This is a genomic window from uncultured Anaerovibrio sp., assembly GCA_902786545.1.
GTDB lineage: Bacteria > Bacillota > Negativicutes > Selenomonadales > Selenomonadaceae > Anaerovibrio.
Genome location: CADACU010000033.1, coordinates 19,494 through 32,058 on the forward strand (window position 1 = coordinate 19,494; position 12,565 = coordinate 32,058).

Annotated in this window: 13 protein-coding genes and 1 pseudogene; 2 read left to right on the forward strand and 12 right to left on the reverse strand. The window is 43.7% G+C overall.

Translation table 11 applies throughout. The features are described from left to right. Positions 1-152 precede the first annotated feature (152 nt). Positions 153-947: an amino acid ABC transporter substrate-binding protein gene (locus tag QZV24_RS07435; RefSeq protein WP_290654859.1), complete on the reverse strand. Its 795-nt coding sequence runs from the start codon at positions 945-947 to the stop codon at positions 153-155. 205 nt (positions 948-1,152) lie between these two features. Between QZV24_RS07435 and QZV24_RS07440 the strand changes: the two genes are divergently transcribed. Together QZV24_RS07440 and QZV24_RS07445 are read left to right on the forward strand one after the other, a co-directional pair. After that, positions 1,153-2,217 carry an HD-GYP domain-containing protein gene (locus QZV24_RS07440; protein WP_294522274.1) on the forward strand — a complete coding sequence of 355 codons (1,065 nt, stop codon included), beginning with the start codon at positions 1,153-1,155 and terminating at the stop codon, positions 2,215-2,217. 51 nt (positions 2,218-2,268) lie between these two features. Then, on the forward strand, positions 2,269-2,817 hold the full coding sequence (locus tag QZV24_RS07445) for an NADH peroxidase (RefSeq protein WP_294522280.1): 549 nt from the start codon (positions 2,269-2,271) through the stop codon (positions 2,815-2,817). A 66-nt stretch (positions 2,818-2,883) separates the two neighbouring features. On the opposite strand, the gene recO is transcribed toward QZV24_RS07445, so the two are convergent. From recO to QZV24_RS07500, 11 genes and pseudogenes are all read right to left on the reverse strand, one after another. Then, complete coding sequence (gene recO, locus QZV24_RS07450; protein WP_294522283.1) at positions 2,884-3,624, reverse strand: DNA repair protein RecO; 741 nt, start codon at positions 3,622-3,624, stop codon at positions 2,884-2,886. Continuing rightward, positions 3,624-4,517: a GTPase Era gene (gene era / locus QZV24_RS07455; protein ID WP_294522304.1), complete on the reverse strand. Its 894-nt coding sequence runs from the start codon at positions 4,515-4,517 to the stop codon at positions 3,624-3,626. The genes recO and era overlap by 1 nt, the downstream gene beginning before the upstream one ends. Before the next feature lie 111 nt (positions 4,518-4,628). After that, positions 4,629-5,093 (reverse strand): annotated as a pseudogene (gene ybeY / locus QZV24_RS07460) (rRNA maturation RNase YbeY); the annotation flags it as partial. A gap of 12 nt (positions 5,094-5,105) precedes the next feature. Next, positions 5,106-6,029: a PhoH family protein gene (locus tag QZV24_RS07465; protein ID WP_294522307.1), complete on the reverse strand. Its 924-nt coding sequence runs from the start codon at positions 6,027-6,029 to the stop codon at positions 5,106-5,108. A 204-nt stretch (positions 6,030-6,233) separates the two neighbouring features. Beyond that, a complete protein-coding gene (locus tag QZV24_RS07470) occupies positions 6,234-6,680 on the reverse strand; it encodes a hypothetical protein (protein ID WP_294522286.1) in 447 nt (148 codons plus the stop codon). A 12-nt stretch (positions 6,681-6,692) separates the two neighbouring features. Next, the gene (locus tag QZV24_RS07475; protein ID WP_294522289.1) at positions 6,693-7,313 is read right to left on the reverse strand and encodes a hypothetical protein; all 621 of its coding nucleotides are present in this window, start codon (positions 7,311-7,313) and stop codon (positions 6,693-6,695) included. Between the two features lie 156 nt (positions 7,314-7,469). Continuing rightward, positions 7,470-7,625, reverse strand: a complete 156-nt coding sequence (locus QZV24_RS07480) for a hypothetical protein (protein ID WP_294522292.1) — start codon at positions 7,623-7,625, stop codon at positions 7,470-7,472. A gap of 139 nt (positions 7,626-7,764) precedes the next feature. Continuing rightward, on the reverse strand, positions 7,765-10,734 hold the full coding sequence (locus QZV24_RS07485; protein WP_294522295.1) for a flagellin: 2,970 nt from the start codon (positions 10,732-10,734) through the stop codon (positions 7,765-7,767). Positions 10,735-10,924: 190 nt separating this feature from the next. Then, positions 10,925-11,122, reverse strand: coding sequence for a DUF3791 domain-containing protein (locus QZV24_RS07490; protein ID WP_290654844.1), 198 nt, complete (start codon positions 11,120-11,122; stop codon positions 10,925-10,927). A gap of 72 nt (positions 11,123-11,194) precedes the next feature. Beyond that, complete coding sequence (locus QZV24_RS07495; protein WP_294522298.1) at positions 11,195-11,827, reverse strand: hypothetical protein; 633 nt, start codon at positions 11,825-11,827, stop codon at positions 11,195-11,197. 22 nt (positions 11,828-11,849) lie between these two features. Then, entirely contained in the window at positions 11,850-12,386 is a 537-nt protein-coding gene (locus QZV24_RS07500) for a hypothetical protein (protein ID WP_294522301.1), read from the reverse strand. Between the last annotated feature and the right edge of the window lie 179 nt (positions 12,387-12,565).

Consider the following 12,565-nt stretch of genomic DNA (forward strand, 5'->3'; position numbering starts at 1 on the left):
TTATAGTTTGTCACCTCAGTACATTATCATTTTTTCGCTTTACCGTGTCAAAGCACTAAGCCTATATATTTTACATCAAAAAAGGGACTATTGCAAACAACACAATAGTCCCTTTGTACCGCCTCTTGGAGAAAGTCAGTTATTCATCTCCATTACTTTTTGATGGTAATGTCCTTGGCGAACCATTTTTCAGAAATCTTTGCCACGGTACCATCGGCCTTCATCTCATCAAACACCTTCTGAACCTTATCCCGCAGTTCCTTGTTGTCCTTCTTGAAGGCAAAACCAAACTGGGTTACCTCACCGATTACAGTGTCAATAGCAGCAATCTTGTCCGGATGCTTGCTGATGTAATAACGGCCGATAATCTCATCGCCAACCACTGCATCAATTCGGCCATTCTCCAAATCCATAAATGCATTGATGAAATCAGGATAATACTTTACTTCCTTCATCGATGCCTTCAAACCGGCCTTGTTTTCAAAATACTCCTCGCTGGTACCACCACTCTGGGTACCAATTACCTTGCCTGCCAAATCTGCCTCAGAGGCAATCTTGATATCCTTGCCCTTGGCCACAAATACAATCTGACGGTTATCCATATAAGGGTCGGAGAAAAGCATATTTTCCTTGCGCTTCTCAGTAATATCAAGTCCGTTCCACAGCACATCTACCCGACCGCTCTGGAGCTCAGCCTCCTTGGAGTTCCAGTCAATGGCCTTGAATTCCACCTTGCAGCCCAGACGCTTGGAAGCCTCTTTCGCCAAATCAATATCAAAGCCCACAATTTCATTTTTTTCGTCCTTAAAGCCCATTGGTGGGAAATTATCATCCAAACCAACCACTATAGGCTTATCCGCATCTTTTTTGGCACCGTTGGTACCGCAGCCGGCCAATGCGCCAATAGCCAACACCAGCATCATACAAATCGCTAAAATTTTTCTCATTTTTCTTACTCCCCTTTTAATATTTTTCCAAAAACTAAACATATTATACTTTAACTCGTTAATACTTGACAAGATAAAATTAGTAAAATGTTTAAAAATCCCCAGATTTTGGTCCCATTTTATAAATTACCCTGTGACAAGCAGGAAAATCCCCCCACTATAGCGAACTTAATTCTTGATATCTATTTAATGGGAGGGCGTGTCTGTGAAATCACTTAGCCTTGACGAATTAGAGCCTGGAATGGAGCTGGCTCGTACAATATTAAACGACGATATGGTTGTTATTCTGTCTGAAAACACCATGTTGACCAAAGCTCACATCACCAGATTGAAATTTTTGGATGTTCCATTTGTATATGTAAAAGACGAGTATGAACTGAGTCCAAACTATCAAAATGTTATGGCCATGTTCAACCGCAGCAATGCTTTTGCATCCCAGTACAGGGAGGTTGTCCATGAGGTAAATGACATCTTTTCTTCCACTTTGACCAACAACCAGATTCCGGCGGAAAAAACCAAGGAGCTGGTCAAGGAAGACCTGATGCCTATGGCCAAGCAAAGTGGTGCCATTGATTATCTCTATGAATTAAATCATATGGCCAACGATGTGTATAACCACTCTATCCGGGTATCCATTTTGGCCGGTGTTATTGGCAAATGGATGCTGTTGCCGTCCAGAAAGGTTACCGAGCTGATTACCGCCGGTTTCCTCCATGACATAGGAAAGGTTCACTTTCCTGAACGGCTCCAGTCCCGTCAGCCCGAAACTTTAAAGGGGGAGGATTTTGAAACATACCTTCACCATACCACGGACGGATACAAGATTTTAGCCACCAGTCCGGATTTATCCGAAGATATTAAATTGGCTGCCCTGCAGCACCATGAAGCTATGGATGGCTCCGGGACCCCTGATGGCATCAAGGGTGATGCGATCAATATGTTCGCCCGGATTATTGCCATTGCGGACCTTTATGATAATATCACCACCGAACGGGAAGGCTTTGTGCGTCAGACTCCGTTTGCGGCTATCGCCCGAATTACTGAGCTGATGTACAGCAAACTGGACCCGGAAATCTGTGTGCTGATTTTGAAGCATATCAAGGATGCCTTCCTGGGCTCCACTGTTGTGCTGAACAACGGTCTCACCGGTACCATTCTCCGCTATCCAAATGATATGGCCATTCATCCATTGATCAAGATTGATCAGGACAATATCATTGACCTTAATGAGCATAGGGGCATAAAGATAGTGGAATACAATTCAAAATAACATTTTGTGATTATATAAATCCTTTGTGTGTGTTTAATAAGGAGGTATATTATGGCTAAGTTTGTTTGCAGCGTTTGCGGTTATGTCCACGAAGGGGATGCTCCACCGGATCAGTGCCCTATCTGTAAGGTGGGCCCGGAAAAGTTCAACAAGGTGGAAGAGGGTTCCCAACAGCTGGCCGATGAGCACAAGCTGGGTGTAGCTCAGGGTGTTGACTCGGAAATCGTTGATGGACTGAAGGAAAACTTCACCGGTGAATGCACCGAGGTGGGTATGTATCTGGCCATGAGCCGGGTAGCTGACCGGGAGGGTTATCCGGAAATTGCCGAGGCATTTAAGCGGTATGCCTTTGAAGAGGCGGAGCACGCCGCTAAATTTGCGGAATTATTGGGAGAAATCCTCACTGACAGTACCGAAAAGAATCTAAAAATGCGGGTAGATGCTGAGTTTGGCGCCTGTGAAGGCAAAAAGAAGCTGGCCGTTCACGCCAAGAAGCTTAATTTGGATGCCATCCATGACACCGTTCATGAAATGTGCAAAGATGAGGCCCGCCACTGCAAGGGATTTGCCGGTCTCTTAAAACGGTATTTCGGAAAATAAATACTACAAACGAAAAAGTCTGGGAATGTGTTGTCACACTTTCCCAGACTTTTATTTTTCGCCCAACTAACCTATCTGTTGGATAAACTTCAATGATTTCATCGGCTTTCCCAAAATATGATACAGGTATTTGAGCAGCAATTCCTCTGCCTGCATCATAATTTGTCCATTGACTGTAAAGGATGGTTTGTCCTGCCAGCTCAGCTTCAACAACTGACCGATAAACACCCGCATCGCTTCCGGATAATCCAGCATATCCCGGTCATCATCCTGCACCATATCCCGGGACACTGCGCCACCGGCTTCAATGGAAAAATAAGCATCCCCAGCTATTTCATCGTTACTTCGTATACACCGTTCGTAGGAAAGCTGCATTCCCGAATATTCCAGCAGCTGATACGCCGCTGCCAAAGCGCCAATCCTTGGATTGCGAGTACCAAAGGACGCAAATATCTCCAACAGCTTGTCATACATATCTCCCTGTGGGAATCGCTCTACTGCCAAATTAGTAGCCAGCTCAGCCACAAAAGCTCCATAGGCCATGGCCGAAAAATCTGCACTCATAGTCTTGTTGGCCTGCTTTAGTGTCGCCTGCCGCACGGTATCCAGGCGCTCTCCCTTGGTAAGCTGAACACTTACCTCATTAAACATTTGTAAAGCGCCAGCCAATGGGCTTTTGGGCCGACGACAGCCAAAGGCAGTAGCGACGATCTTTCCATGTTCCTTCGAAAGCAGGGTTACAATTTTATCTGCTTCGCCCCAGTTCTTCACCCCAAGCACCAAGGCATCTGTCTGATACTGTGCCATTATTCAAAACCGAATCCTTTTAGGATATTATCCCGGTTGCGCCAATCCTTCTTAACCTTTACCCAAAGATCCAGGAATACCTTACCGCCAAGCAGCATTTGAATATCCTGTCGGGACAATGCACCAATTTCTTTCAGCATAGCGCCCTTTTTGCCAATGATAATTCCCTTTTGGGAGTCTCTTTCCACATAGATTGTTACCCGGACATAATTATCCCCATTGTCCCGCAGCTTCATCTCATCCACATCCACCGCAATGGAATGTGGAACTTCATCTCTGGTCAGGTGCAGCACCTTTTCCCGCACCATTTCAGCAATAATAAGCCGTTCCGGCTGGTCAGTCACCATATCCTCCGGATAATACTGCGGTCCCTCCGACAAATGAGACTTTACCTCAGCAAGAAGTCCCTCCAGATTGTTTTCCTCCAAGGCGGAAATCGGTACAGTGGCGGCAAAATTATACTTTTCGTTATAGTTGGTAATAATCGGCAACAACGCATCTTTGTCCGCCAGCAAATCCACTTTGTTTATGGCCAGTACCACCGGCTTTTTGGTAGCCTTCAGCCGTTCCAAAATATAATGCTCCCCGGGACCGAATTTCTCGTTGGCATCAACCACAAAAATAATGGCATCAACCTCCTGCAGCGTCCCCTCCGCCGCCTTGACCATATATTCCCCCAGCTTGTCGATTGGCTTGTGAATACCCGGGGTATCCAAAAAGACCATCTGGACATCCGGCTTGGTCAATACGCACATAATCCTGTTACGGGTGGTTTGCGGCTTATCGGACATAATGGCAATTTTCTGGCCGATGAGACTATTTATCAGGGTGGATTTTCCTACATTTGGCCGGCCAATTACCGCCACAAAGCCTGATTTATAGCCCTTTGGCAGGTCCTTTTTCGGTGGAGCCGCCAAAGAATTGACATCTATATATGCGGCCTTGTCCTTCACTACATCCGGAGCCTGGGCCAGAGGCAGCTTCATGTCCTCCTCACCATCATCCCGGCTAATGCCCAGCTTGTGCATTACATACCGCTGTTCCTCTTCCATTTCCAGCCGTTCTTCTTCATCCATATGGTCATACCCCATAAGGTGCAGCATACCATGAACCGTTAAAAATGACAGCTCCCGTTTCAGGCTGTGACCATATTCTTTGGCCTGCTCCTGGGCCTTTTCCACCGATATTATAATATCCCCCAGCATTTCTGTTTCCGAACCGCCAGAAATTTCCGGTTCCTCCTCCATACTGTCGGCAAAGGCAAAGGATAATACATCTGTCGGACGGTCCAGCCCCCGATACTGATTGTTTAACTCATGGATATATTCATTATTAGTCAGGGTGATGCTTACCTCACCATTCTCCACCCCGTATAACGGCCCGGTAACCTCGGCGGCATGCCGCACAATTTCTTCGATTTCAGCATCTATTTGTAAATTTTCCGGCTCACGGCTAATAATAACATCCATCATTTTATCTCCTTATTCATCACGCTGACGCTCTTCGTAACGGTCATAGGCCTCCACAATTCTGGCCACCACATCATGCCTAATAACATCCATGGCTTCCATCTTCACAATCTCTATTCCCTTGACATTTTTCAATACCTGGGTAGCCTCCAACAAACCGGAGGTAACGCCCCTTGGCAAATCAATCTGCCCCGGATCACCGGTAACCACCATCTTGGAGCCAAAGCCCAATCTGGTCAAAAACATTTTCATCTGCTTTGAAGTGGTATTTTGGGCTTCATCTAAAATCACATAAGCGTTTTCCAAAGTTCGTCCCCGCATATACGCCAGCGGTGCAATTTCTATAACCCCTTTAGCCATCAGCTTCTGGTACAGCTCCTGCCCAATGATGTCCTGCAGGGCATCATACAGTGGCCGCAAATACGGATCCACTTTTTCCTGCAAGTCACCTGGCAAAAACCCCAGCTTTTCCCCAGCTTCCACAGCTGGTCTGGTAAGAATGAGCCGCTCCACTTCCCGGTTGCGAAGAGCAGCACAAGCCAACACTACCGCCAAATAGGTCTTGCCGGTTCCCGCTGGTCCCACACCAAAAGTAATGGAATTTTTCTTGATGGCATCCACATACACCCGTTGCCCCAGCGTCTTAGGCCGCACATGCCGCCCCCTGGAGGTGACTAATATAGTATCGCCAAATAGGCTGTGCAAGGCCTCTCCCTTACCGCCTTTCACCAATCCAATGCTGTACCGAACCTCATGCATGGTGATGGCATTACCCTGACGATACAGGTATTGCAGCTCCCGTATGATTTTGGCTGCCGGCTCCACCGCCGATGCCTCGCCGCTTATTTCCAGGGCTTCACCCCGACTGATAAACCTGGCATCAAAATTTTCCATCAAAACCCGGATATATTCATCCCGTTCTCCCAGCAAAGCCATGGCTTCGCTTCTATCGGCAAATTCAATAATTTCTTCCGCTATATTCTGCAAACAGACACCAGACCACCTTTCAAAATACTTCATATTATTTTACCGCAAGTAGTATTCTAAGACAATGGTATTTTATTTGAGTAACAAAAATAAAATCCTCCAAAGGCTTCAAACCCCTCGGAGGATATTTTTGTTGTCTGAAACTAACATAATTTAGTCGCGAAGCTTGCATTGTATCTTTACAATATTGCCGCCCACTACCTTAAATTCCAGCTTTTTTAAATAATCTGTACTGTAATAGGTATATTCCGTATCATTATAATCCCTGTCAATTTTATCCGGAGCCCCATAGGTAGCAGTAATAGATGACTCTGGCATACCCACAGTCAATCCCCCCGGGGTGGCATTGCCGGCAGCAGTAGTCTCTATTTCCTCTACCATGTTCGGATTGTAATCCGAACACTCAATAACAATCCCGTTGGTGAAGTAAATCTTATCCCCGGCATACTGAGGATTACCAAGCTTCGTTGTAGCATCAGCTACAGAAGAACCAGGAGCCACACCAGAAATCGCTATTCCCTCAGGAGAAATCATGGCACAACAAACTGCTGAAGCTGCCATGGTAAGACCGGCCACCAATGCTATCATTTTCTTTTTCATACAACCCCCACCTTATTGCAACATACCACACACTATCTTTTCTACATGATTTGATTCTATCTCAAAATTCAGTCCTACTGACGGATTATTGGCAGAATGATATATAATGTGGTCACCTACTACGGCATTAGGCTGCCCATAAGCCGCTACCACATCATCTACAGACGAACCAACCTTTATGCCTTTTGGAGTACCAAGAGCATTTAAATCGTCTACTTTAATTCGCTGAACGATTCCATTTGCCACATACAAATCAAATACATTTTTATATTCGTATTTCATCATTCCATCATCTCGGTCAATTTCGTTTGGTTCACCATGTCGTTGACGTACCGCATCAATTGACGCCCCATAGGAAATCTGTCCTAAGACCAACTGGTCATCCGTTAAGGTTGCCGCTGCCGAAGGCTGAATCTGCACGCCCCCCGCTGCTGCTACCTGAGTCTGAGTTGCCGCCGGTATGGTTGTATTACCAGCCGGTGGAACTGTTCCTGCTGGCTGTTGGGTAGTAGCCGGCGGAACTATAGGAGCCGTATTGGCCACATATAGTGAATGGATAAAGAAATAGGCCACTGTACCACCAATTCCTAAAAACAAAGCTACCACCACTGCCAAAATTGTTTTTTTGCTCATCAAGCTATCCTCCTTTAGCTTTATATCCTCTAAAGGCAATCTCCTTATGCAATAATAATCGGCTATTTTGTCCTCATTTCTTAACATATGTTCGTGCTCAATGTAGCTAATTCCTTTTTTCAATCAATTAGTTTTTCTGTTTTTACAACGGCCATATTAACCTTTGTAATTCTTTATGGCATTTATAACATCCCTATGATACAGTGTCTTGCCAATGTCCGCAGCCGTGTAGATATTGCAATCAGACCAGGTATCAGCACCCCAGTTAATCTGCGCTTTAATTCCCAGCTTTTCCAAGAGTGCTTTCGCCATAGCTTTATCATCTATGGTAATCTCCTGATTCACAGGAGGAGCAAAAAGACTGGGATAATCTTTCTGATAATGATTTTTGAAAAAAATACCGGATGCACCATAAAAGAACTGCCGCAAAATATGCGACAGTTCCAAATTATTATTGTAGTAAGCTCAGCACCATAGAGCTGTTCTTGTTGGACTGGCTGAGCATTGCCTGACCGGATTGAGCCAATATCTGGGCCGTTGCCAGACTCATGGCACTTTTAGCCATATCTGTATCGCGAATGGTACTTTCACTGGATTGGGTATTTTCCTCCTGAGTAATAATATTGTTATCCGTCATTTCCAAACGGCTAATCTGAGCCCCCACTAAAGTATTTGCCCCCGTCAGATAATCAATAGCCATATCCAGATAACCTCTGGTAGTTTTCGTTACTGTTTGGCCATTTTCTATTTTTGTACTAACAGTCCCCAAGAGAAGCTCCCGACTCTCCTTCGTCATTACATTATAATCTTCTATCCCCCCATACTCTTCCACATAATCAAACAGGTGATCCAAAGATGTCTGGGGAATTCTCACATGGATATTTTGGCTGGACCGGTCAGTATGATGAATCACCAAATCATTTACATAGATATCCTTATCGATTTTAATAACATCATCCATGGTTTGGTCGGCCAGTTTGGCACCCTTTTCCCGTAAGGCAGGATACATTGTATTGTACGGATATGACAGAACATCAAATGGCCTTGTATCATAAATGGTTACAGTGCCCTTTTCCACATTGCCAGCCACAGCCAACATATGGGGATGTCCATCTCGTATAGTTTGAATAGCCTGTCCTGCTTGGGTACGGACAGCTTCAACAAAGGACTCTAAATCCGTTACATGAGCAAGGTTAATAACATCCACCCTCACGGTCATAATATCTGCCCCCGATGAACCACTGGCTGGACGAAATTCCTCTGACTCATCACTGCCATCATAAAAATAGAAATTAACCCATTGCTCCGGACAGGTAGAACAATAAACCCGAAATCCCTTACCTACCAAATCTTCTGGCAGCTTTGGATTTTTTTCATCAAAAACCTTTTTAAAATCTATAGTATATTGAGCCAGCTTACTTTCACTAATTTTCAGTGTCAAGTCGTTACCGCTTTCGCCAATATAACCAGCCTTTGCGATTAAAGCTTTAGTTCCTGCTCCACCATCGCTTCCATCGGAAAAATGCCTGCTGTCTCTCGATGTCATTAAATTTATAAAGGCATCTGCTATACTGGTACCCTCTTCTACAGCCTGCCGCAATATCTTCAAATCAACATCATATACTGTACCATATTGTCCAGGCTTGTTTTGCTGAACTGCTTCCATGGAATTCGGTTCTGTTGTGTCAATAAAACCATAGTAACTCCCATTAGTAGACTTTAAGCATTTTCCTACCAAAGCATCCACAAATTCAGTTAATTTATCCTGGTCGGTGGTATCATAGGCTGTCAAATCCATGGTATAGCTTGCTTCCTTGCCAGGCAGCGTCTCGATTGGCCCTTTTGGTATACCACCAGATGAAAGAGATACGGAACTGGTATCCAATGCCGTAATTCCTTCATATTCTACAGGTGTACCTGGTACTGCTGGGATTGCAGTTTTCGCTTCAATCCCATTCTTCACATCAATATAATAAGAACTACCTTTACCAGTAGTCTCCAATGTCAGCACACCACCAGACATTGTAAGAGTAACACCAATAGTGGAACCAGCTTTAGGGTCTCCGATTTCTCTCCAAGCCTTTAATTGAGTTTTAGATACGCTGGCATTTTTCCCAACTACCCAAACGCCTTCACTATCCTGATGTAAGCCAGAACTACCGTCCTCAAATCTAAGATAGACGCTATTATTTATTGTAATACCAGTGCCTGCTGTTATACTGGTAATATTCTTCGACAAAACAGCAGAAGTGGCATCCTTGGTTTTCTCATACCAAGCCTCTTTATCAATCACAGTTTTTTCCAAATCTGTAGCAGGATCCCGTTCCTTATGCGTTATAGCTGGATGATGTATACCTTCCTCAGCAGTTCCATAAACGGTCTCATCGGAAAATACATTGGTGCCATTTGCTGCCGTACGACCATTATGGGCTGGCTCACCACCAACAGTGGTTGTACTGGCTGCTTCACTGTAACCAGATACATATTCTCTGTTATTAGCCGCATTATTAGTAGTAAATGTGATTTTAGAGTCCTCAACAGAAGCACTGGCTACCGGTGATTTTCCTGAAAGGGTGTTGGCAATTTTTGCAGCAATCTCCTCTGTTGTACTTAACCCACTAATATTAATCTTTTCCGCATTTTTATAATTCTTACTGGTATCAGTTGTCAACACATAGTTATATCCACCACAAGAAAATCCCTTCCCATTTAAATCGCCCACCAAATAGCTGCTCAAATCCCAAGTAAAGGTAGCAGGTGTAATCTCCTGTGGATCATGCTGAATATACTCATTATTCACGCCACCAGCTAAATTTACGCTGGATTTATCTCCCAAAAGTGGCTCAATCATAGACTCATGGGTGCCATAACGTGAAAAAACATCAAAGGGACCAAAAATACCATCCAAATCATCATATACATCATCTATAAAATTATATTCTGATTCTGGAATCCTTATAGGCTTATCCAGCACCTTCCACGAGGACATTTTTCCTGCCTTGGTATTGCCTACCAAAAGGAGCTTACCATTAAAGGTGGTTTCCCAGGCTATCTGCTGTATCTCATCAAAGCTCTGGTTCAGTTCCTTCTGAATAGTAGCTCTGTCTATATCAGTATTGGTATCATTATGGGCATCAATAACCTTTTCTTTGATTTTTTTCATTATATCAAGCTGACTCTGAATAGCCCCCTCTGCTATTCGAAGCATTGACGAACCCTTCTGAACATTCTGGTCATCCTGATCCAATGCCCGTATACGTACTCGCATTTTCTCAGAAATAGCATAACCGGAAGCATCATCTCCCGCATTGCGTATCTTTTCCCCCAAAGCTAGTTCACCAGCAGCCTTGGACTTCTTCTTTGTATTTTTATGTAACTCCCCCAAAATCATATTTGAGGAAATGTTATTTGCAATTACCATTTGCCTTTCCCCCAAAACGTACAACCTAAGCACAAAACTCCGATTATGTTAAGACTACTTTAGCAAATATACATTTAAAAGTGTTGTACTCTGAGTCCAATATTCCGAAAAAAAAGAGTCGCTGCAGCGCAACGACTCCTCTAAATCTATGGCAAACTTATAGTTCAACTGCAAATTTGACAATTATTATTTATTCCATCATTAGCTCCTGCACTAGATATTCATCACTCATGCAGTGCATATCAGATATTCCTTCGCTTATAAGCTGATATAGCTGAGAATGATAAAATATAGTCAAAGCATCCATCAACGAAATATTTTTTCTTTTTGCCAACAGGGCTACTATCCTCGAATATTTCATTTGCAACAACACAGGATCAGCGTTCATAGCGTTCACTCCCAAATTTCCCCTTTTATTACCCTTTTCATACGTTTTCCACCAACTCATAGCAAAGTAGCTCTAATACACATATCCATTAGATGCCTGGATTACATTGTCATTAAAATCTCTTAGGTCAACATATCTCTTTGTTCTTATCTGCTCCAAACAATCCATTATCCCTGCTACAGCCTTTTCCCAACCATTTTCTTCCCCGGTGCTATATGGAGGTATTTTATCGGCTATCGTTATCTTCTTCGGAAATTTAGTAACCCGTCTCCATTTGGCCTCCCACAAGCCTTGGCTATGTGGCTTGGCCCCATACACTCTTTCTATGTTGAACTGCTTTGTTTTGGGATTTATTGTCACCCACATAATGTAGTCCATCATTTCATCAAAACGGTCATGATTGTTGTCTTCTAGGAAAAGGCAAGCCCTTACACGTCCCGTAGCATTATCAAATCTCACTGAATTCTTAAAGAGGCTGATCCCATAGCTGTCCCATATTCTATCACCATCTGCCGCCCTCCCTATAGGCATCATATGGGAGCCTACACTTTGTGGAATTCCTGCAGGAATTTTTTTCATATAAACTGGCACCTGCCCTGTTGATGAGGCTGATGAAGTTACTGTCCATGAAGCCTCCGTCAGTGAATGTCCACAAAATAATGTTATTGTTAACACACATAATATTGACAATATCCGTTTAAACATATAACCCCTCCTTACTGCTTATTTACAGCCCTAAGACCCTGTAAAAATCCTCGGATATTACTCTATTCCCACCATAGCCTGTAGTGCTACCAAAGAAGCGCATATTATATGCAGCTGCAAAAGCTGCTTCGGCGGAATAAGGGATAAGCGGATGACCATCAGCAACAGAATGGACCTGATAAATATCCCAATATTTCCAAACACCAGCACTACCTAATACCCATATTGCTTTAGTATCGTAATCATACCTAAACTTCATCAGTCTTTGGTCACTGTGCACCTTATATGGTCCCCCAATATAAGTACCATGGGCTCTGTAATAATCCTCAGAAAATTGCACACCTACAACATTGATAGCGATTTGATAATGAGGCGGATTATATATTTCAACTACACATGACGACATATCTACATATTGCCCTCCGCCCATGCGCCCACTCACTAAAACATATTTTCCATCATATAGTGTCCCAGGATATGGAGAGCCCCAAGCTCCGGCATTGGCATTGGGCAATAATAAACTCACTACAGCAAAAACTAGTAAAAAGATTTTTTTCATAATAGGTTCTCCCACAAAACACCTAAACATTTAACAAGCCATTACCAATTGACTATGACAAAACAGCCCGAAATTTCTTCATTATGGCCACATTTAAATATTTCTAATACTAATATAAGACACCCGCTGACTGGCTGGATTTACTGCAAAGCGCAGGGTGCTGCCCCCTGGACCGACAT

Coding starts and splice junctions, on each gene's coding strand:
- QZV24_RS07480 (WP_294522292.1), bottom strand. CDS start 7,625: ATGGCGAAAGCACTCTTGGAAAAGCTGGGAATTAAAGCGCAGATTAAC.
- recO (WP_294522283.1), bottom strand. CDS start 3,624: ATGGCACAGTATCAGACAGATGCCTTGGTGCTTGGGGTGAAGAACTGG.
- QZV24_RS07465 (WP_294522307.1), bottom strand. CDS start 6,029: ATGGCTTTGCTGGGAGAACGGGATGAATATATCCGGGTTTTGATGGAA.
- QZV24_RS07470 (WP_294522286.1), bottom strand. CDS start 6,680: ATGAAAAAGAAAATGATAGCATTGGTGGCCGGTCTTACCATGGCAGCT.
- QZV24_RS07445 (WP_294522280.1), top strand. CDS start 2,269: ATGGCTAAGTTTGTTTGCAGCGTTTGCGGTTATGTCCACGAAGGGGAT.
- QZV24_RS07495 (WP_294522298.1), bottom strand. CDS start 11,827: ATGTTTAAACGGATATTGTCAATATTATGTGTGTTAACAATAACATTA.
- QZV24_RS07475 (WP_294522289.1), bottom strand. CDS start 7,313: ATGAGCAAAAAAACAATTTTGGCAGTGGTGGTAGCTTTGTTTTTAGGA.
- QZV24_RS07490 (WP_290654844.1), bottom strand. CDS start 11,122: ATGAACGCTGATCCTGTGTTGTTGCAAATGAAATATTCGAGGATAGTA.
- QZV24_RS07485 (WP_294522295.1), bottom strand. CDS start 10,734: ATGGTAATTGCAAATAACATTTCCTCAAATATGATTTTGGGGGAGTTA.
- QZV24_RS07435 (WP_290654859.1), bottom strand. CDS start 947: ATGAGAAAAATTTTAGCGATTTGTATGATGCTGGTGTTGGCTATTGGC.
- QZV24_RS07500 (WP_294522301.1), bottom strand. CDS start 12,386: ATGAAAAAAATCTTTTTACTAGTTTTTGCTGTAGTGAGTTTATTATTG.